Raw genomic sequence first — 20,906 nt, forward strand, 5'->3', positions numbered from 1 at the left:
TTGATAAAAAATCGCAAAGTATCGTAAGCCTCCATTGTTTCTCATAGCATTTTCCAATAAAATGATATTAAACAAACCGGACTAAAGGAGGGAAAATATATTGAACACCTTACAGTTTGCCGATAATCTGACCAGGCTTCGGCGGGAGAAGAAGGTTACACAGGAAGAACTGGCGGATTTTATCGGGGTGACCAAGGCATCGGTTTCCAAATGGGAGACCAGGCAGAGTCTGCCGGATATTTTGATTCTTCCGCAGCTGGCGTCCTTTTTTAACGTGACGGTAGATGAACTTCTGGGCTATTCTCCGCAGTTAAGTAAAGAACAGATCCAGAAGCAGTACTACCGTCTGGCGGGAGAATTTGCATCCAGACCATTTGAAGATGTGATAAAGGAGAGTGAAGAACTGGTACGGAAATACTATTCCTGTTATTCTATTTTATATCAGATCTGCCTTTTGTGGCTGAACCATTTTATGCTGGCCGGTGATGAAAAGCGGGGTCAGGAGATTTTGAAAAAAGCGGATCAGTTGTGCGGTCATATACTGGATGACTGCAAAAACATACGAATCTGTAATGAAACGGTCATGATTCGTGCCGTCATTCGGCTGATGCAGGGAAGGGTAAATGAAGTGATCGAGCAGTTGGAAGAATTGGATCAGACACAGCGGATGGAAAGGACGGCGGATTCTTTGCTGATACAGGCTTATCAGATGGCCGGAGAGAAAGAGAAGGCGATCCGGCGTACACAGGTCAGTATGTTCACTCATCTTATGTTACTGATTGACGGGGCGACGTTATATCTGGATATTCAGAAAGAAGAGATGGAGCTTTGCAGTGAGATCATACGAAGAACGGATGAAATCTGCAAACTCTTTGCTGTAGAACGTCTGGTTCCGAACTCTGCCGCACTCTTTCATCTGGAGGCCGCTATGGTGTATACCATGCATCATCATACGGAAGAAGCGCTGGAAAGAGTCAGACTGTATGGAACGGTCATCGACTGGATGTTGAAAGAAGAGAACCTGGAGCGGCACGGAGATGATTATTTTGACACCATTTCCAAATGGTATGATAGCTTCGATCTGGGAGGAAGAGCGCCCAGAGATAAGAAAACGATCCGCGACAGCGCAGTTCAGGGGCTTATGCATCCTGCGTTTGACGAAATCAGGGAACAGGAAATTTTCCGAAATACTATCCGAATATTGAAAGAAGAATAACATCCAAACAAGGAAGGAGAACCATTATGAATAATCTAAATGAAATGCTACCGTTTCTTATACCGCTTGTGATTGTCCAGTTCGGACTTCTGGGCTACACCATTTACCATATTCTTACACACAAGAACTATAAAAGAGGAAATCGGGCGATCTGGCTTGTCGTAACCATTATCGGAATGGAATTTATCGGTCCGGTGCTGTATTTCCTTCTGGGAAAAGAGGAGAGTTAGATGGATACACTGACAGTTTCGCAGGTGAAAAAATCATTTGGTAGCCAGGAGATCATTCGCGATCTGAGTTTCCGGGTCCCGGAGCATTCGGTGTTCGGGTTTATCGGCGAGAATGGGGCCGGTAAGACGACGACTATGAAAATGATTCTGGGTCTGCTGCGGATGGACGGCGGGGAAATTCTGGTGGAGGGAGAGGCGGTGTGCTACGGGCAGACACGAACCAACCGGTATGTCGGCTATCTGCCGGATGTCCCGGAATATTATGGATTTATGACTCCGAGAGAATATTTGAGGCTCTGCGGTGAAGTGTCCGGGATCACCCGGAAAGAAGCGGACAAAAGAGCGGATGAGCTACTGGAGATGGTCGGACTGACGAAAGCTGATAAAAGGATACACGGATTTTCAAGAGGGATGAAGCAAAGGCTTGGGATTGCACAGGCACTGCTTGGAAAACCGAAGCTCTTGATCTGCGATGAGCCGACCTCTGCTCTGGACCCACTGGGGCGCAAGGAAATACTGGACATCCTGTCTGCCGTCAGGGAGAGCACGACTGTTTTGTTTTCCACGCATATCTTGTCTGATGTGGAGCGGATCTGCGATCAGATTGCGCTGCTTCATCATGGAGAAATTGCGCTGCAGGGAACCATGGACGACATTCATGCGATGCACAAAGGCGTCGGTTTCGAGATTGAATTTCACAGGAAAGAGGATCTGGAAGCATTATTTATGGAGGTGATCGGGAAATGAGCGCATTTACAGCATTTATAAAGAAAGAATTTCTCGGACTATTCCGGAGCGGGAAAGCGGTCATTCTTCTGCTGATCTCGGTTTTGTTCGGAATCATGAATCCGGCCATCGCCAAACTGACACCCTGGATGATGAAAAGTATGGCAGATAGTATGGCGGAAACCGGGCTTGTAGTGACCGCGGTGGAAGTGGATGCTATGACTTCATGGACACAATTTTACAAAAATGCACCCATGGCGCTGATCGTATTTCTCCTGATGTTTGCAGGAATCCTCACGTCTGAATATCAGAGCGGAACGCTGATCGGCATGGTGACAAAAGGAATTTCCAGATGGAAAATACTCGCCGCAAAAAAAATCATGGTTCTCATAGTCTGGACAGTTTTCTTTTGGCTGATGTACGGGATCACATTTGGATATAACCAGTATTTCTGGGATCAAAGCAAGATCGAACATCCGCTGTTTGCTGCAGGTTGCTTCTATATTTTAGGTGTGTGGCTGGTAAGCCTGATCTTCCTCAGTTCCGTACTTGCCCGGACAAACACGGCTGTACTGGGAATGACAGGTGGCGTTTTCCTCATTTCCTATCTTCTGGGAATGTATCACGGCATCAGCAAATATCTTCCCACCGAACTTCTCGGGGTTACGAATGTTTTAACGAAATCTGCAGAAATCAAAGATTACCAGGCATCACTCATTGTGATTACGTTTCTGATCCTGATTCAGACCATCGCAGCAGTGACCGGATTCAATAAAAAGGCACTGTAAAATGCTGGAAAGTCTAAAGAATTTGGTCATAATATTAAAAAACCCTAAAGTCCATTGACATTCGCATTTTAAATTTTATAATTAATTTCAGCGTTTATAATGGAGGATGCGAAAGAAGAGGTGGAATATGCGGGATTGGTTAAAAAAGGCGGGGCAGTTGCTGGTGAATATTCTGATTTCACCGATTACATTAGTACTTTCATTGATTATGGGGATCAACCTATTAAAGAACGAAATAAAGAAACGGAAAGACAGGGCATAGCATGAAAATGTTGTGCCTTTTATCTTGAAAAAAATTTAAGCTTTTGGCATTGCGAATACCACAGTTTACAAAAAACTGCTTTCTTTGTATAATAAAACCAACAGAAAAAGAGCAAAGGGCGCTCCTCGTGGCAAAAGGAACGTCCTTAAGGAGCGATAAATGATAGATAAAAAAGAATTTTTGGAAACATATAATCTGTCCGAGAAGGAGTTCCGGGAAGCGCAGATTTCATGGGAAGAGCTGACTGCGATCTACGAGGATTATCAGGGAATCGAGGGACATTTGCGCGATATCGGCAAAGATTTTGTGGACGATTATTTATATGATATTGAAAAAGCGGGAATCCATTCATACCGATACCGTACCAAGGAGCCGGGGCATCTTCTGGAGAAGATCATCCGGAAACGGAGAGAAAACATGGGGAAATTCTCCCGCCTGGACCGGACGAACTACCACAAGTTTATTACGGATCTGATTGGGATTCGGGTGTTTTTCCTGTACCGGGAAGATTGGGTGTATTTCCACAATTATTTGACCAGTGTGTTTGAAAATAAACCGGAGCAGTATGTTGAAAATCGAATTGAGGATTTTGATGACGACATCAATCATTATTATATCGCGGAACGCCCGAAAGTCTATAAGCGTTCCGGAGACACAAAGATTTATGACCGGAATCTGATCGAGATCCGGGCAGACGGGATTTACCGTTCACTCCACTATATTGTGAAATATAAAGGCTATTATGTAGAAATTCAGGGAAGAACGCTCTTCGAGGAAGGCTGGAGCGAGATCGACCATGACATTGTCTATCCTTATTATAAAGACGATGAGATGCTGACCGACTTCTCGAAACTTCTGAACCGGCTGTCGGGCATGGCGGATGAGATGAGTTCCTATTTCCGGCGCATGAAAGAGGAGCGGGAGGAGAAGGAATAGAAATAGAAATGGGAATGGGAGGGATAGGTGTGAAATGGAATTGAAGAAAATAGCCGTGATCCATACGGATTTCCCAGAGAAATTCGGGATTCCTAGGCAGAGTAATTTGGCGGACACGCGCGGAAGAATTGTTTTAGAAGAAGAATACCGAAGAGAAGAGGCGGTCCGGGGGCTGGAAGACTATTCATATCTTTGGCTGATATGGGAATTCTCCGAAGGAAAACGGGAAGAATGGAGTCCTACCGTACGTCCACCGCGGCTCGGAGGAAACTGCCGGATGGGAGTCTTTGCGACCAGATCACCTTTTCGCCCGAATCCCCTCGGGCTTTCCAGTGTGAAACTTGATCGAATTGAAGTAACAGAAAAGGAAGGTCCTGTTCTTTATGTGACCGGAGCCGATCTGCTTGACGGGACGCCGATTTACGATATCAAGCCTTATTTGCCATATGTGGACAGTCATCCGGAAGCGAAAAGCGGATTTGCCGGGAAAGTGCAGGACTATGCTCTTTCCGTGTGTGATGAAAATGGAGTGTTGGATGGAATCGGAGAAGAAGATAGAAAGGTGCTTTTTCAGATTCTTGAACAGGATCCGCGGCCATCTTATCAGAATGATCCGGAGCGGATCTATGGAATGGCTTACGCGGGGATGAATGTGAAGTTTCGTGTGGAGGGGGAGAAATTGTTTATCGTTGGGGTGGAAAGTGAGGACACCATATGAAATACTATATGGCACCACTGGAAGGAATCACGGGATACATTTACCGGAGAACATACCATGAATTGTTCGAACCGGCTGACAAATACTTCATTCCCTTTCTGACACCGAATCAGAAAGGGAAATTCAGTTCCAGGGAGCTGAATGAAATTTTGCCGGAGCATAATAAAGGAATGTATACTGTTCCGCAGATTCTGACGAATCGGTCGGAAGAGTTTATTTTTTGTGCGCAGAAACTGGAGGAGGAATTCGGATATCAGGAAGTGAATCTTAATCTGGGTTGTCCGTCCAAAACAGTGGTATCCCGATACCGCGGATCGGGTTTCCTGATCAAAACGGATGACCTGGAACGCTTCCTGGATGAAATATTTGAAGCGCTGGATATGAGGATTTCCGTCAAGACCAGGATCGGAAAATGGGATGAGGAAGAGTTTGATGAACTGCTTCGGATCTACAATCGTTTTCCAATGGAAGAACTGATCGTTCATCCGAGGCTCCAACAGGATTATTATAAGAATACTCCGAATCTGGAAGCTTTCGAAAAAGCGACAGAAGAGAGCGCAAACCGGCTTTGTTATAACGGCGATATTTTTACGGTTGAAGATTATGCAAAATGGAAAGAACGATTTCCGCGGACGGAAATGCTTATGATGGGGCGGGGGATTTTAAGAAATCCCGGACTGATCGGAATGATAAAAGGTAAAGGGGCTCCGGAAAAAGAAAGAATTCATGAGTTTCACGACCGCCTTTTGAAAGAATATATAGAAGTGAACTCCGGGGATACGCCGGTTCTATTTAAAATGAAAGAACTCTGGGCATACATGGGAGAAATGTTTCCGGATTCCGGTAAATATCTGAAGAAAATAAAAAAGGCACAGAAGGTGGAGATTTATGAGAAGGCTGTAGACGAATTGTTTCTGGCGTGCGATATGAAGATCTGAGAAAAGAAAACATGAGTTGAGAAATTCTGAGATAAGGAAATATGAAATAAGAAATTCTTTGTGTATGGGAAGAGTTTATGATATGATGGTCCTGATTGTGAAATTTAAAGAAAAAAGTGAGGTGTCACAAATGGATAAATACTTAGAAGAAGTGGAGAAGAAGGCGGCGATTCTGATCGATGCGCTTCCGTATATCCGCGATTTCAGCCAGAAAATTATCGTGATCGAATACGGCTGCAGCGAGTGGCTGAGCGGGATGGAAGAACAGCAGTTGATGAAGGACATCGTTCTTCTTAAAAGCGTAGGCATGTATCCGGTCGTTGTGCATGACACGCGAATGGGAATGGACAAGTTCCGTGAGAACAAGCGGATCGCAAAGCTCTTGGAACTCTGTGGAGTGAAGGCAATCGGCGTTTGCGGAATCGACGTGCAGACGTTACATATGATTCTGGATAACGATTACATTCCGGTCATCGTTCCGAATGATATTGATAATGAATCCGAGTATATTGACCCGAAGGAGACGGCATTGGAAATTGCAGTCCGGCTTGGGGCAGATAAGCTGATCTATCTTTCTAAATATCCCGGAATCTATATAGATGAAAGCCGCAAGGAGGTCTATCCGCGCCTTACCGTGCCGGCAGTGCGTTCGCTGGAAAAAGAAAGAAATTTCCCGGAGGGACTCAGGAAAATTCTGGACTTTGCATTGCTTGCGACAGAACAGGGAGTTAACCGGGTACATATGCTGGACGGCAGGATCCGCCATGTGCTTCTTCTGGAATTTTTCAGCGTTGCAGGTGCGGGAACGATCATCATCAAAGATGAAAACAAACTCTATGATCACGAGCTGAAGAATAAGAATATCATTGAGTATAAAGAAAAAGAGTAACTGGATCGTTACGGGAAAAAATAGAATCTAAAGGATACACAAGGTAACTAATCATGAAGAAAATGAGTTTGAAAAATATTACAATGCTGTTTCTGACGGCATTTATCTGGGGCGTCGCGTTCGTGGCGCAGAGCGTGGGGATGAATTACATCGGGCCATTCACGTTCAGCTGCGTGCGGTCGATCCTGGGAGGAATCGTGCTGATTCCGTGCATCTGGTTTCTGGATCGTTTGAAAATGAAAGAAGAAGGGGTAACGGAAAAGCGCACGATGTCAGAAAAAGAGAAGAAGACCCTTCTCATAGGAGGAATTTGCTGTGGGATTGCGTTGTGTGTGGCATCCAATCTGCAGCAGTTTGGTGTGAAATACACGACCGTCGGAAAGGCAGGTTTTATCACCGCATTATACATCGTGCTGGTGCCGATCTTTGGAATTTTCCTGAAGAAGAAAGTAGGAGTGAAGGTGTGGATCAGCGTGGCAATCTCAGTCGTGGGACTGTACCTGCTCTGCATGACTGAGAAATTTTCTATCAGCAAAGGTGATTTTCTGGTACTTCTATGTGCCATTGTATTTTCCATCCATATCCTGGTGATCGATCATTTCTCACCGCTGGTGGACGGCGTGCGTATGTCCTGCATCCAGTTCTGGATTACGGGAATTATCTCCGCGATCCCGATGTTTCTCTTTGAAAAGCCATCACTGTCCGCCATTTTTGCGGCTGCGGTTCCGCTGCTTTATGCAGGTGTGATGTCCAGTGGAGTTGCCTATACACTTCAGATTGTGGCCCAGAAAGATGCGGACCCGACGGTGGCTTCCCTGATCCTGAGTCTTGAATCCGTGTTCTCCGTGCTGGCCGGATGGGTGGTACTCGGACAGGTGATGAGCATGCGAGAAATCTGCGGATGCGTGCTGATGTTTGCCGCGATCATACTTGCACAGCTTCCGGAAAGAAAAACAGTTCAGCCGTAAGGATGAATCGGTGACTGGAAAGAGAACCAGGAAAGAAATAGAACTTCCATTTTAAAAACAGGTATGATATACTATTTACATAGTGCGAGCTATATGCAAACTGAAAAGACAGGAGCAAGAAGACAGATGAAGAGAGTACTTTTAAAATTAAGCGGAGAAGCGCTTGCAGGTGATAAGAAGACAGGGTTTGACGAAGCAACATGTATCGGGGTTGCCGAGCAGGTGAAGAAGATTGTGGACCAGGGCATTCAGGTGGCGATCGTGACCGGAGGAGGTAACTTCTGGAGAGGAAGAACCAGCGAGACGATCGACAGAACGAAGGCAGACCAGATTGGTATGTTGGCAACGGTCATGAACTGTATCTATGTATCCGATATTTTCCGTCATGTGGGTATGAAGACAGAAGTATTTACCCCGTTCGTCTGCGGTGCATTTACCACATTATTTTCCAAGGATGCCGCAGTAGAAGCACTGAACGAAGGAAAGGTTGTGTTCTTCGCGGGAGGAACAGGGCATCCGTATTTCTCAACAGATACAGGTGCTGTATTAAGAGCAATCGAGATCGAAGCGGATGCGATGCTCCTTGCAAAGGCAATTGACGGAATCTATGACAGTGATCCGAAGGTAAACCCAGAGGCGAAGAAGTACGATGAGATTTCCATTCAGGAGATCATCGATAAGAAGCTGATGGCAGTGGATCTGACCGCATCCATTATGTGCCTTGAGAATAAGATGCCGATGCTGGTATTCGGACTGAACGAAGAAAATAGTATTGTTGAGACTATGAGCGGACACTTTACCGGCACGAAAGTTACGGTATAGGACGCTTGAATTAGAGGAGGAAGAAACCATGAATGAAAGATGTAAAGTATACGAGGAGAAGATGCAGAAGACACTGAAGAATCTGGATGGAGAGCTTGCATCAATCCGTGCAGGAAGAGCGAATCCGAATATTTTGAATAAACTGACGGTTGATTATTACGGAACACCGACTCCGATTCAGCAGGTAGCGAACATCTCCGTACCGGAAGCACGTTTGATCCAGATCCAGCCATGGGAGAAGAAGCTGATCCGTGAAATTGAGAAGGCAATCCAGATGTCAGACATCGGAATCAACCCGACAAACGACGGCAGTGTGATTCGCCTGGTATTTCCGGAACTGACCGAGGAACGAAGAAAAGAACTCGTGAAGGATGTTAAGAAGAAAGGTGAGGCAGCTAAAGTGGCAGTCCGCAATATCCGCCGCGACGGCAACGATGCATTTAAGAAATTAAAAGGCACCGAAGTTTCAGAGGATGAGATCAAGGATATGGAAGAAGATCTGCAGAAACTGACCGATAAATATATCAAGGAAGTTGATAAATCTGTAGAAGCGAAATCCAAGGAAGTTATGACTGTATAACAAGTTGTGATAGAAAGAGGAGGGGCAGCAAAGAAACCTGCAGCCCCTTTATTCTGTTTTATAGAAAGTGCATAGGACGGAATTTTATCTGGAATGCACGGGAGGAAAAAGTATGAACGTACCACAGCATATCGCAATTATCCTGGATGGCAACGGCCGCTGGGCGAAGTCGAAAGGGATGCCGAGAAATTACGGTCATGCTCAGGGGAGTAAGAATGTAGAGAAGATCTGTGAAGTGGCATATAAGATGGGAGTCAAATATCTGACCGTCTATGCATTTTCCACAGAGAACTGGAACCGTCCGCAAAGTGAAGTGGACGCACTGATGACACTGCTTCGCAATTATATGAAGACCTGTCTGAAAACGGCGGAGAAGAACCGCATGAAGGTACGGGTGATCGGAGACAAGACCCGTCTGGATGACGATATCCGTACCCGGATCGAAGAACTGGAAGAGGCATCGAAGAATAACGACGGGCTGAATTTTCAGATTGCGATCAACTACGGCAGCCGCGACGAGATGGTCCGTGCCATGCGGAAAATGATGAAAGACTGTGAGGCAGGAAAGATTACTTCCGATGAAGTGACCGAAGAAGTATTTGAAAGCTATCTGGACACCCACGGAATTCCGGACCCGGATCTGCTGATCCGGACCAGCGGCGAACTCAGATTATCCAATTATCTGTTATGGCAGCTGGCTTATACCGAATTCTATTTCACCGACGTTCCGTGGCCGGATTTCACAAAAGAAGAATTAGAAAAGGCTATTATGCAATATAATAACAGAGACAGACGTTACGGTAAGATAAAGGAGGAAGAAGATGTTTAAGACAAGACTTCTCAGCGGAATTGTACTGGTCATCATCGCATTTCTGACCATTTATAGCGGAGGATATGTGTTATGGACTACACTGGCTCTGGTCAGCCTGATCGGACTCAGAGAACTCTATCAGGTTGTGAACTGTGAGAAGAATCCGCTTGGAATCGCAGGATATCTGGCAGCGATCGCCTACTACGTGGTGCTCCTTGCAGCTTCCGGCAATTTCCAGCTTCAGGTTATGGTATTCATCGCCGCACTGGTCGTTGTGATGGCAGTCTATGTATTTTCATTTCCGGAATTCAAATCAGATCAGGTAACGATGGTATACTTCGGGATCCTCTATGTGGCAGTTATGCTGTCCTTCATTTACCAGACGAGAAATCTGGAAGACGGACTGTTCCTCGTGGGACTCGTGTTCCTCTGCTCCTGGGGATGTGACACCTGTGCCTACTGTGTCGGAGTACTGATTGGAAAGCACAAAATGGCTCCGAAGCTGAGCCCGAAGAAATCCATCGAGGGCGCGGTCGGCGGTCTTGCGGGAGCCGCACTTCTCGGAGCACTTTACGCACTCGCCATCAACAGATGGGGCGGCACGACGGTCAGTCCGGCCGAATTTGCACTGATCTGTTTCGTGGGAGGTATGATCTCCATGATCGGAGATCTGGCAGCGTCAGCGATCAAACGAGACCACGATATTAAAGATTACGGAAAACTGATCCCGGGACACGGCGGTATCCTGGATCGATTTGACAGCGTGATTTTCACAGCACCTGTTATTTACTTTATGGCAATGGCAATCATGTAGTGCTGCACGGCGGACCGTAACAAGTTTGGAAATAGAAAGCCATACAGGCAGGAGGCGCAAATGAAAAAAATAGCAATACTTGGATCTACAGGGTCGATCGGAACACAGACCCTGGAAGTCGTAAGAGAGAATAAAGATATCGAAGTGCTTGCTCTTGCAGCCGGAAATAATATCACATTGCTGGAGCAGCAGATCCGCGAATTCCATCCCAGACTCGTCGGCGTATGGGCCGAGGAGAAAGCCGAAGAACTGAAAAGCCGGATCCGCGACACCGGTACAAAGGTCGTAAGCGGAATGGACGGACTTCTGGAAATCGCACAGATTGAAGGAAGCGAGATACTGGTCACGGCGATCGTCGGAATGATCGGCATCCGGCCTACGATCGCAGCCATCGAAGCGGGCAAGGATATCGCACTGGCAAATAAAGAAACACTGGTAACGGCAGGGCACATCATCATGCCGCTGGCTAAGAAAATGGGTGTGAAGATCCTTCCGGTGGACAGCGAACACAGCGCGATCTTCCAATCCCTGCAGGGAAGCAGACGGAGCGAAGTGAAGAAAATCCTTCTGACCGCATCAGGCGGACCGTTCCGCGGAAAGAAACAGGAGGATCTGCTGAATATCCGCGTTGAAGATGCACTGAAGCATCCGAACTGGGCAATGGGACGCAAGATCACCATCGATTCTTCTACCATGGTCAACAAAGGACTCGAAGTGATGGAGGCAAAATGGCTTTTCGATGTCGATATCGATGATGTACAGGTGGTCGTTCAGCCACAGAGCGTAATCCATTCCATGGTTGAATTCGTAGACGGCGCGGTGATCGCACAGCTCGGCACGCCCGATATGAAGCTGCCGATCCAGTACGCACTTTATTATCCGGAGAGACGATACCTTCCCGGAGACCGAGTCGATTTCTGGAAGATCGGACATCTGGATTTCGAAGAACCGGATATGGATACGTTTTATGGTCTGGAACTCGCCTACGAGGCAGGACGGACAGGGGGAACACTGCCGACCGTATTTAACGCGGCAAATGAGCTGGCAGTCAGCCAGTTTTTGAACCGGGAGATCAAATACCTGGAAATTATAGAGATTATCGAGGATTGTATGAGAGCGCATAAGACGATTGAAAACCCGACTGTGGAACAAATACTGGAAACAGAAGCGGCAACCTATGAAAGAATCAGAAGCAGGAGGTAGTAAATGGGAATCGTACTTGCGATTTTTATCTTTGGTTTTATCGTGTTCTTCCATGAACTGGGACATTTTATCCTGGCCAGAAAGAACGGAATCGACGTAGATGAGTTCTGGATCGGAATGGGTCCGACTCTTCTGCACAAAAAAATCGGCAATACCGATTATTGTCTGAAACTCCTTCCCATCGGAGGCGCATGTATGATGGGAGAAGATGAAGTCGATGATTTGAGCGAGGGAAGCTTCAACAGCAAATCCCCGTGGCGGCGGATCTCCGTCATTGCGGCAGGACCGGCCTTTAACTTCATACTTGCATTCATCTGCAGTATCATTTTTATCGGCATCATCGGTGTCGATAAGCCGGTCGCAGGAAGCGTAACCGAAGGAAGCCCGGCCTATGAAGCAGGACTTCAGGCGGGAGATAAGATCGTGAAGATCGGCAGCAAACACATATATATTTTCCGTGATATCTCTGTCTACGAACAGCTTCACGCGGGAGAAGAACAGGAGATCGCTTATATTCGTGACGGAGAAAAGCATTCCGTCATTCTCACTCCGGTACAAAATGAAAACGGATACTATATGATCGGGATAACAAGCACCGGATATGAGAAAGCCGGTATTTTCGATATGCTAAAATACAGTGTCTTTGAAGTACGCTATTGGATCGATTCCACGATCAGCGGCCTTCGGATGCTGTTCACCGGCAAAGTAGGAGTGAGCGAACTCTCCGGACCGGTGGGAGTTGTCAATATTGTAGATAATACCTACAAACAGTCCAAATCAGGCGGCGCTCTGCTGGTGTTTGTCAATATGCTGCGACTTGCCATACTCCTTTCCGCCAACCTGGGTGTTATGAACCTGCTGCCGATTCCGGCACTGGACGGAGGAAGACTGTTGTTCCTGATCGTCGAAGTCATACGAGGCAAACGTATACCGCCGGAAAAAGAAGGATATGTACACTTGACAGGAATGGTATTCCTGCTCGGACTCATGGCATTTGTCATGTTCAATGATGTAAGGAAGATCTTCTTTTAAAATGAAATTCGATGGTGTGTGGAGAAAATGATACCACACAGCATCGGATTTTCTATTTGCGGTAGCGTGTGGATGTAAAATGGAGTGAACTTTTTATTATTCAGATGAAGGTAAAAGAAAACAATATATATAATAGAAAGGAAGAGATATCATGCGAGAGCAGCTGACAGAAAGTGATGTTAAAAAAATCCGGGAGGAAATCGAATACCGTAAGCTTGTTGTCCGGAAGGAAGCGATAGAAGCAGTAAAAGAAGCAAGAGCACACGGGGATTTAAGCGAAAATTTCGAATATCATGCGGCAAAGAAAGATAAAAACCGAAACGAAAGCCGAATCCGCTATCTGGAAAGAATGCTGAAAACAGCAGTGATCGTATCGGATCAATCAGAAGATGGAGTAGCCGGAATCAATAACAGGATCACCGTTTATTTTCCGGAAGATGACGAGGAAGAAACATTCAAACTGGTCACTTCCATTCGCGGAAATTCGCTGAACGGATATATCAGCACCGAATCTCCAATCGGAAAAGCAATATTCGGACATAAGGTTGGCGATACCGTATCGGTGAAAGTCAGTGACGACTATTCTTATGATATAAAGATTGTTAAAATTGAGAATACGACGGATGATGAAGAGGATAGGATTCGGGCGTATTAGTTGTGGTAGTGATCGCTTGGACTTACAGAATAAATTAAAAGTAGTTTGTGATTATTCTGCAGATGTTGGTTCGCCGCAAAACAAGTCAATGCCAGAGATGTATTTTCATCTGATGATTGGTACTATGCGAAAAAAGAAAGTTAGAAAAATGATATATTCATGAAAAGGAGGTGAAATATTTGGCAAACATAACACAGACAGAAAATTTTTCCCTTACTGCATCATCAATAGACGCCATTTCAGAAATAGCCAACCGCTGTTGCACAGGGTACAAAATGGAGAGAAAAGACGTGATTCGCATCCGTCTTTCAATCGAAGAGAGTCTGGGAGTTTGGCTGAATACATTGGGAGAAGGTGCAACGGTATCATATAAAACGGGAACCAGGTTTTTGAGGTCATATTTCCAGATCAGTGCCAAGGGAGAAGCGTGCAATCCGTACAGCGTAGAAAGTGAGGACTTCGGCCACGGAAGTAAGAATATGTTGGTGAATATCGGATTGATTCCCGAGTATTCTTATGTGGACGGCAAAAATATTTTGACATTTCAAATGAAGAAAAAGGCACTAAACCCTGTGCTGTCGCTGCTGATGATTATACTATCGTCAATAGTTGTGGGAATTCTCGGCAGATTGTTGTTTAGTCCCGATGTTCTTGCTATGATAAATGAAAATATTATTTTGCCCATTGAGGACGCTGCCTTCCGCATCCTGTCCTGTATTGCGGGGCCGATGATTTTCCTTTCGGTTGCGTGGGGAGTTTATGGCATCGGAGACGTTTATACGTTGGGAAGAATCGGGAAAAAGCTGATGCTCAGCTTCGTGTCGGTTGTGTTTTTATTTAGTGCTGAAGGTGTTTTGTTTTATCCGTTTCTCGGCAACGGTATTTCGGCACATTCTTCCGTATCCTCCCAGTTTGGCACGCTGTTTGAAATGATACTGAATATTTTTCCTGCCAATATCTTATCACCTTTTGTTGAGGGAAATACGCTTCAAATCATTTTTCTTGCCTTTGTCATCGGTTTGTCCATGATATTTTTGGGTCAGCGAACATCTGCGGTGGCAAAAGCGGTGGAACAGATTAACTATATAATAACATTCTTAATGGGTACAATTTCAACTTTTGTTCCTTATTTTGTGTTTATTGTAATTTTGAAGATAATCTGGTCGGACAGCTACAAGACTTTACTGAATGTATGGAGATTTGCACTTGTCTTTTTTGTTGCATGGCTGGTATGTGCCTTCATTCTGATCTGCGGTGTATCCATGCTGAGAAGAGTCAGTCCCATTTATCTGGTCAAATCCTGTCTGCCTTCCTACCTGATTGCTCTTACTACGGCATCTTCTGCGGCCACCTATGAGTCAAATATGTCTGTGTGTGAACGAAGGTTTGGGATTGACGCTTCCCTTTCCTCTTTTGGAATTCCCTTTGGAATGGTACTGTTCAAGCCTTCTACCGCGCTTTATTACATACTGATTTGCTTCTATTTCAGTAAGGATTTTGATATTCAGGTTTCGGTAAGCTGGATCGTGACCGCAGTTATTATCACAGCCGTTTCCGCAGTGTCCACGCCCCCGATTCCCGGAGGTGCGGCGGCAACATATACGATGCTTTTTTTGCAGCTTGGAATTCCTGCGGAGGCACTTGTCATCACCGTTGCACTCGACATGATTTTTGACTTTTTCCTTACATCCGGGGATATGCTGTTGCTCCTTGTTGAGCTTTTCAGTATTTCATCGAAAATCGGTATGCAGAATATGGATGTGATAAACAGGTGTCGGCAGGGACGTTCGAATTGATGACACAAGATGCTCCGGAACCATTTACACACAGGAACCGGAGAACATGATGAGAGAAAAAGGAGTGGTGAGGGAAAATGAGTAAAATAACATTGAATGCACATCCGGGTGAAATATCAAAAGGGATCGAGTTTATCCGGGAAGTTCTTACGGAGAAGAAAGTCTCAAAAAAAGAGATCGCAGGTACGCTTTTGACGGCGGAAGAGGTTTTGGCAAAGCTGATTGCCAATTCTCAAAATGAAACGGATACGGTTCAGGTGCAGGTCAAATCCTTCCTGGGAAATGTCCGCATTCATATGAGCTGCAGAGGAGATCAATTTGATATTGCCGATCTTCAGAGCCTGTTTGATTATTCGGACGAGATGGACGTGGAGACGGAAGTGGTTATCCGAAACCTGATGAACAAAGTTTTGGGAGATAATATTACCATTAGTAACAAACGTCATGTAAATATCGCGGATATTCAGGTTAAGGTATCTCAGTACCAACAGCTGATATATACGTTGCTCGCGTTGGGACTTGGACTTCTGGTCGGTTTGGTTTTTAAATTTTTTGTTCCGGATTTTATTACAGCGGCAATATCTGAAAATATTTTTGCGTCTGTATCGACTATGTTTTTAAATTCACTGAAAACAATCGTCGCACCTCTGGTGTTTTTCTCGATTGCATCCAGCATTGCAGATTTCGGAGATTTAAAAGCGCTGGGCAAAATAGCCGGTAAAGTCGTCGGCTGTTATCTGTTTACCTCTGTCATTGCCATAACCATTGGATATCTGGTCTATCAGATGTTCCCGATTGGTGATCCGGCTCTTGTAGAAGCAGTATCGGTGGATGCCGCATCCGCAATCTCAAATAGTGGTGGGATCAGTGTTTCTATAAAAGATACCATCGTGAACATCATCCCCACCGACTATATCAGCCCGTTCCTCAAGGCGGACATGCTGCAGATTATTTTCATCGGGGCACTTCTTGGACTGGGCGCTTCCAAATTATCCGATCGAGACGCAGGGTTCAGAAGAGCAATTTTCAGCGCAAACGCTGTATTTTCCAAAATAACGGCCATAATCATTTCCGTTATGCCCTATGCCGTATTCTGCTCCATGGCAAAGATGGTAATCGACATGAATATCGGCAGCCTCATAAAAGTGGCTGCATGGGTTCCGGTATGTTACATAGGAGATATTTTGATGATTGCTGTATACCTGATTTTGATTCTGGCAGTCGCAAGACTCAATCCTCTGAAATTTTTAAAGAGCTTTTTCCCGGTCATGCTGACGGCTTTTACTTTAGGCTCCAGTAATGCGACGATGCCTGCTACAATCAAGACATGTGATGAAAAGCTTGGTATCTCCAAAAAGGTTTATTCGTTCTCTATTCCTCTGGGGGCAACGATCAACATGGACGGAAGCTGTATAACGCAGATCATCAGTGCCCTCTTTATGGCGAAAGTCTTCGGGGTAACCATAACAGGATCTACACTGGTAACATTGATCGTAGCGATTCTGGCCCTGTCTGTCGGAGCACCGGGCGTTCCCGGCGGATGTCTGGTATGCATCTCGATCCTGCTTCCGCAGATTGGAATTCCGGTAGAAGCCATCAGCCTGATTATGGGAATCTATACACTGGTGGGTATGGGGCATACTTGTACGAATGTAACCGGAGACGCAGCGGTTACTACAATTGTTGCCAGATCGGAAGGATTGGTTGAGCTGAACAAGTATAATTCATAAAGTGACTGGGGGACGGGTACATAGTCACCTGGATTACTACAAAAGATGCGGAATGGATAAAAAATGATTGCCAGATCATCTGAACTGTGCTACACTATCTTTCGAAACTGGTTCGAAAACCTCCCAGTATAAAAAACTAGGCAAAGTAAATCTGAATATTTTCAGGCTGCAGGAATGCGGCCTGGTTCATGATGCTTTTGTTTATAGAGGTTTCTGTAAACAAAAGCTATTTTTTTGCCTTTGAAAATGATTAGGAAAGGGAAAAAAGAAAATGGAACGAAGGAAAGTGATCATTGACTGTGATCCTGGAATTGATGACAGTCTTGCGATTATGATGGCGCTTAAATCGGAAGAGATGGAAGTGCTCGGAATTACGATCGTGTGTGGAAACGCTCCTGTCGAGATGGGCTTTGAGAATGCCAAGAAGGTTTTGCGGCAGATGGGCAGGCTGGATGTACCGATTTTTGTCGGGGAAAAGAGGCCGATCAGGCGGGAATATGTGAATGCGCTTGATACGCATGGAGAAGATGGACTTGGGGAGAGCTATTTGCCGGAGGTGGATGGCTATGAACAGCAAATGGGAGCCGTTGATTTTATGGCATCTGTGCTGAAAGAGGAGAAGGTCTCTGTGATCGCACTGGGACCGATGACGAATCTCGCGGTGCTGATCGAGCGGGATGTGGATGCATTTCTCAATATAGATGAGCTGTTATCCATGGGCGGAACGTTTAAAAGTCATGGAAACTGTTCGCCGGTTGCGGAGTATAACTACTGGTGCGATCCGGATGCGGCGGCGCTTGTGTACGATACAATGTATGAAAATGGCAGGCAGATTCATATGGTTGGACTTGATGTGACGCGGAAAATCGTTCTGACTCCGACGATTTTGGAATATATTTGCCGTCTGGATCCAGAAACGGGAGATTTTATCAGGAAGATTACAAAGTTTTATTTTGATTTTCACTGGCAGTGGGAGCACATTATCGGGTGTGTGATCAATGATCCGCTTACGGTGGCGTATTTTATCGATCGGAATATTTGCCGGGGCTTTGATTCTTATGTACAGATTGAAACACAGGGAATTTCTCTGGGACAGTCGGTGGTAGATTCGATGAATTTTTACAGAAAAAAGCCCAATGCAAAAGTGATGACGGAAGTAGATGTACTGCGCTTTTTCCGGCTGTTCCTCTCAAGAATATTAGATGTGAAGCCGGAAGAACTGGGTGTTTTGAAGGACATGATATAGGAGGACTTGGAGTATGACTGAAAAGACGAGAAAAACGCCGGCATATAAAATTTGCCTGATTGCATTTGCTATTTGTATTAATCTTATCGGAGGACAGATTGCGCTGTTTCTGAAACTTCCGATTTATCTGGACAGTATCGGGACCGTTTTCATTGCTGCGGTTCTGGGGCCATTTTACGGGATGCTTCCGAATCTGATCAGCGGTGTGCTGATGGGGATAACCGTTGATATTTATTCACTGTATTATGCACCGGTTGGGATTATACTTGGGTTTGTGACCGGTCTAATATATAGAAAATACAATCCGAAGAAGTTGTGGATTTTGGTGGCGGCGCTTGTGATCACCATACCGTCCACGATTGCAAGTTCGTGTATTACGGCGTTTTTATTCGGCGGAATTACGTCCTCGGGATCCACGATTCTGGTTCAGTTACTTGCCAGAACACCGCTTGGACTGGTGGGAAGCTGCTTCGTTGTGCAGTTTATTACGGATTATATCGACAGAGTCATTTGCCTGTATATGGTCGTGATTTTAAATAAAGTATTGAAGAAATATTTGAAGGAGAGCTTGTAGAGATGAATGTATTGATTACCGGGACCGCCTCCGGGATTGGAAAAGGGTGTGCGGAACATTTCTTAAAAGAAGGGCATCGTGTGTTTGGATTTGATAGAAAAAAATCCGCGATCGCAGATGAGAATTACACCCATTATTGTCTGGATATACGGGAAAAATCTGCATATCCGGAACTTCCGGGAATCCAGGTATTGATCAATAACGCCGGTGTCCAGAATGATCTTGATATTGACGTGAATCTGAAGGGGACGATATCGATTACTGAGCATTATGGGATTCAGCCTGACATTCGTTCGATTGTCATGATCGGATCGGCAAGCGGCCATACCGGCTCGGAATTTCCGGAATATGCTGCCAGCAAGGGAGGCGTTCTTGCTTATACCAAGAATGTGGCTATGCGGGTGGCGGCGTACCGTGCCACCTGCAACAGCCTGGACTTCGGTGGGGTTATGACCGAACTGAACAGGCCTGTGATGGAAGATGAGACGCTGTGGAATGAGATTATGAAATTGACCCCGTTGAAGCGGTGGATGACGGTGGAAGAAGCGGCGGAGTGGATCTATTTTATGGCTGTTACAAACCGGTTTTGCACGGGGCAGAATATCCTGATCGATGGACTGGAAGCGGGGAACTGCAATTTTGTCTGGCCGGAAAAAGAATGATTGCGAATCCTTAGCTCGTGTGCTAACATTATTCTAAAGTAAATGAATCCATATATGAACCGATAGTGCGGAAGGACGTCCGGTCATGTATGGAGCTTGAAGGTGTCCGGGGGCAAGTCCCTCAGCCACCATTTTATTTGGCCGTTGGGTGACTATGTACCCGTCCCCAGCCACCGCCACCTAAGGAGGAAATGATATGTTTGAGACACTGAAGATTGTCGGAGAGAAGTTCCGGCTTCCGGGCGAGCCGTATTCTTACAATGTGATTGCGATGGGCAATATTAATTCTACTTATAAAGTGACTTATGTGAACGAGAAGTCGTTTAAGTCTTATCTGTTTCAGAAGGTTAATACGAATGTGTTTAAGAGTCCGATTGAGATTATGGAGAATATTGATCATGTGACGTCGTTTATCCGAGCGAAGTATCCGGACCAGATTACGCTTCATTTTCATCATACGGATGAGGGGACGAATTATTTTGTTGACGGGGATGATGCGTTCTGGCGTGTGATTAATTATGTCGATTCGGTGACGTTCAATGCATCGGATGATCTGCGTGTGATTGAAGCGACGGGGAAGGCGTTTGGGAATTTCCAGACGCAGCTTTCTGATTTTGACGGTTCGATCCTGCATGAGACGATTCCGGATTTTCATAATACGAAGAAGCGGCTGGATACGTTGTTTGATGATGTGGAGATGGATGAGTGCGGTCGCGTGAGGGAAGTGGCTGAGGAGATTGCTTATATCGATTCGGTCAGGGAGCAGGCGGCGGAGCTTAGTGTGAGATTTGAAAATGGTGAGATTCCGAAGCGTGTTACGCACAATGATACGAAATGCAATAATGTTCTGTTCGACAGTGTGACGAAGGAGCCTATCGTGGTAATTGATCTGGATACGATCATGCCGGGGATGTCGATGTATGATTTCGCGGATGCGGTACGGTTTATTGCCAATACCGCGGTGGAGGACGAGCCGGATACTTCGAAGGTATTCTTTGATACGGCGAAATTCCGTGCGTTTGCAAATGGGTTTATCGGGGCGACGAAGGATTCTCTGACTGAGATTGAGATTGAAAATCTTGTTAAGGCGACGTTTTCGATTACGATTGAGCTTGCGTCCAGATTTCTGGATGATTATATTACCGGAGATAAATATTTCCGATGTGAATACCCGAAGCATAATCTGGTCCGGACCCGTTGCCAGCTGCAGCTGGCGAAGGATATCGCGCGGAAGACGGATGAGCTGGAGTGGATCATCCGGGATGTTCTTGAGAAATGTGCGGATCCGGAAACGTTATAAAGATGTAAAT

At 45.6% G+C, this 20,906-nt stretch carries 22 protein-coding genes, 1 pseudogene and 1 riboswitch; all 23 genes and pseudogenes read left to right on the forward strand.

The window, feature by feature from the left end:
• The first annotated feature begins 100 nt into the window (after positions 1 to 100).
• The 23 genes and pseudogenes from ACTNBR_RS00810 (at position 101) to ACTNBR_RS00920 (ending at position 20,896) form a co-directional block, all read left to right on the forward strand.
• A complete protein-coding gene (locus ACTNBR_RS00810; protein WP_441017348.1) occupies positions 101 to 1,216 on the forward strand; it encodes a helix-turn-helix domain-containing protein in 1,116 nt (371 codons plus the stop codon).
• A 26-nt stretch (positions 1,217 to 1,242) separates the two neighbouring features.
• Positions 1,243 to 1,446: a PLDc N-terminal domain-containing protein gene (locus tag ACTNBR_RS00815; protein WP_441017345.1), complete on the forward strand. Its 204-nt coding sequence runs from the start codon at positions 1,243 to 1,245 to the stop codon at positions 1,444 to 1,446.
• Positions 1,447 to 2,160 (forward strand): annotated as a pseudogene (locus tag ACTNBR_RS00820) (ABC transporter ATP-binding protein); the annotation flags it as partial.
• Between the two features lie 29 nt (positions 2,161 to 2,189).
• Positions 2,190 to 2,960, forward strand: coding sequence for an ABC transporter permease (locus tag ACTNBR_RS00825; RefSeq protein ID WP_441017342.1), 771 nt, complete (start codon positions 2,190 to 2,192; stop codon positions 2,958 to 2,960).
• Positions 2,961 to 3,087: 127 nt separating this feature from the next.
• The gene (locus ACTNBR_RS00830) at positions 3,088 to 3,222 is read left to right on the forward strand and encodes a hypothetical protein (RefSeq protein ID WP_427819268.1); all 135 of its coding nucleotides are present in this window, start codon (positions 3,088 to 3,090) and stop codon (positions 3,220 to 3,222) included.
• A gap of 159 nt (positions 3,223 to 3,381) precedes the next feature.
• Complete coding sequence (locus ACTNBR_RS00835) at positions 3,382 to 4,158, forward strand: GTP pyrophosphokinase (protein ID WP_441017339.1); 777 nt, start codon at positions 3,382 to 3,384, stop codon at positions 4,156 to 4,158.
• 34 nt (positions 4,159 to 4,192) lie between these two features.
• Positions 4,193 to 4,876: a tRNA (N6-threonylcarbamoyladenosine(37)-N6)-methyltransferase TrmO gene (tsaA, locus tag ACTNBR_RS00840; RefSeq protein ID WP_427819759.1), complete on the forward strand. Its 684-nt coding sequence runs from the start codon at positions 4,193 to 4,195 to the stop codon at positions 4,874 to 4,876.
• Positions 4,873 to 5,814 carry a tRNA dihydrouridine synthase gene (locus tag ACTNBR_RS00845; protein ID WP_441017336.1) on the forward strand — a complete coding sequence of 314 codons (942 nt, stop codon included), beginning with the start codon at positions 4,873 to 4,875 and terminating at the stop codon, positions 5,812 to 5,814. The genes tsaA and ACTNBR_RS00845 overlap by 4 nt, the downstream gene beginning before the upstream one ends.
• 64 nt (positions 5,815 to 5,878) lie before the next feature.
• A complete protein-coding gene (locus ACTNBR_RS00850) occupies positions 5,879 to 6,703 on the forward strand; it encodes an amino acid kinase family protein (RefSeq protein ID WP_441017333.1) in 825 nt (274 codons plus the stop codon).
• Between the two features lie 53 nt (positions 6,704 to 6,756).
• Positions 6,757 to 7,671, forward strand: coding sequence for a DMT family transporter (locus ACTNBR_RS00855; protein ID WP_441017330.1), 915 nt, complete (start codon positions 6,757 to 6,759; stop codon positions 7,669 to 7,671).
• 126 nt (positions 7,672 to 7,797) lie between these two features.
• Complete coding sequence (gene pyrH / locus ACTNBR_RS00860; RefSeq protein ID WP_427807091.1) at positions 7,798 to 8,493, forward strand: UMP kinase; 696 nt, start codon at positions 7,798 to 7,800, stop codon at positions 8,491 to 8,493.
• 28 nt (positions 8,494 to 8,521) lie between these two features.
• On the forward strand, positions 8,522 to 9,073 hold the full coding sequence (gene frr, locus ACTNBR_RS00865) for a ribosome recycling factor (protein ID WP_427807090.1): 552 nt from the start codon (positions 8,522 to 8,524) through the stop codon (positions 9,071 to 9,073).
• Between the two features lie 112 nt (positions 9,074 to 9,185).
• On the forward strand, positions 9,186 to 9,902 hold the full coding sequence (locus tag ACTNBR_RS00870) for an isoprenyl transferase (protein ID WP_427819763.1): 717 nt from the start codon (positions 9,186 to 9,188) through the stop codon (positions 9,900 to 9,902).
• Positions 9,895 to 10,698: a phosphatidate cytidylyltransferase gene (locus ACTNBR_RS00875; protein ID WP_441017327.1), complete on the forward strand. Its 804-nt coding sequence runs from the start codon at positions 9,895 to 9,897 to the stop codon at positions 10,696 to 10,698. The genes ACTNBR_RS00870 and ACTNBR_RS00875 overlap by 8 nt, the downstream gene beginning before the upstream one ends.
• Before the next feature lie 60 nt (positions 10,699 to 10,758).
• On the forward strand, positions 10,759 to 11,901 hold the full coding sequence (gene dxr, locus ACTNBR_RS00880; protein ID WP_427807087.1) for a 1-deoxy-D-xylulose-5-phosphate reductoisomerase: 1,143 nt from the start codon (positions 10,759 to 10,761) through the stop codon (positions 11,899 to 11,901).
• Between the two features lie 3 nt (positions 11,902 to 11,904).
• Positions 11,905 to 12,933 carry an RIP metalloprotease RseP gene (gene rseP / locus ACTNBR_RS00885; protein ID WP_427819766.1) on the forward strand — a complete coding sequence of 343 codons (1,029 nt, stop codon included), beginning with the start codon at positions 11,905 to 11,907 and terminating at the stop codon, positions 12,931 to 12,933.
• A gap of 151 nt (positions 12,934 to 13,084) precedes the next feature.
• A complete protein-coding gene (gene greA, locus ACTNBR_RS00890) occupies positions 13,085 to 13,588 on the forward strand; it encodes a transcription elongation factor GreA (RefSeq protein ID WP_427819767.1) in 504 nt (167 codons plus the stop codon).
• A 179-nt stretch (positions 13,589 to 13,767) separates the two neighbouring features.
• Positions 13,768 to 15,384 carry a dicarboxylate/amino acid:cation symporter gene (locus tag ACTNBR_RS00895; RefSeq protein WP_427807083.1) on the forward strand — a complete coding sequence of 539 codons (1,617 nt, stop codon included), beginning with the start codon at positions 13,768 to 13,770 and terminating at the stop codon, positions 15,382 to 15,384.
• 77 nt (positions 15,385 to 15,461) lie between these two features.
• The gene (locus ACTNBR_RS00900; protein ID WP_441017320.1) at positions 15,462 to 17,114 is read left to right on the forward strand and encodes a dicarboxylate/amino acid:cation symporter; all 1,653 of its coding nucleotides are present in this window, start codon (positions 15,462 to 15,464) and stop codon (positions 17,112 to 17,114) included.
• Between the two features lie 101 nt (positions 17,115 to 17,215).
• Positions 17,216 to 17,260: riboswitch (PreQ1 riboswitch) on the forward strand.
• A 125-nt stretch (positions 17,261 to 17,385) separates the two neighbouring features.
• The gene (locus ACTNBR_RS00905) at positions 17,386 to 18,360 is read left to right on the forward strand and encodes a nucleoside hydrolase (protein ID WP_427807081.1); all 975 of its coding nucleotides are present in this window, start codon (positions 17,386 to 17,388) and stop codon (positions 18,358 to 18,360) included.
• A gap of 13 nt (positions 18,361 to 18,373) precedes the next feature.
• Entirely contained in the window at positions 18,374 to 18,934 is a 561-nt protein-coding gene (locus ACTNBR_RS00910) for an ECF transporter S component (RefSeq protein ID WP_427807080.1), read from the forward strand.
• A 2-nt stretch (positions 18,935 to 18,936) separates the two neighbouring features.
• Positions 18,937 to 19,596, forward strand: a complete 660-nt coding sequence (locus ACTNBR_RS00915; RefSeq protein ID WP_441017317.1) for an SDR family NAD(P)-dependent oxidoreductase — start codon at positions 18,937 to 18,939, stop codon at positions 19,594 to 19,596.
• Between the two features lie 196 nt (positions 19,597 to 19,792).
• Positions 19,793 to 20,896 carry a phosphotransferase enzyme family protein gene (locus ACTNBR_RS00920; protein ID WP_427807078.1) on the forward strand — a complete coding sequence of 368 codons (1,104 nt, stop codon included), beginning with the start codon at positions 19,793 to 19,795 and terminating at the stop codon, positions 20,894 to 20,896.
• Positions 20,897 to 20,906 lie beyond the last annotated feature (10 nt).

The sequence above is a fragment of the Bariatricus sp. HCP28S3_F11 genome (genome assembly GCF_052065395.1).
Taxonomy (GTDB): domain Bacteria; phylum Bacillota; class Clostridia; order Lachnospirales; family Lachnospiraceae; genus Allocoprococcus.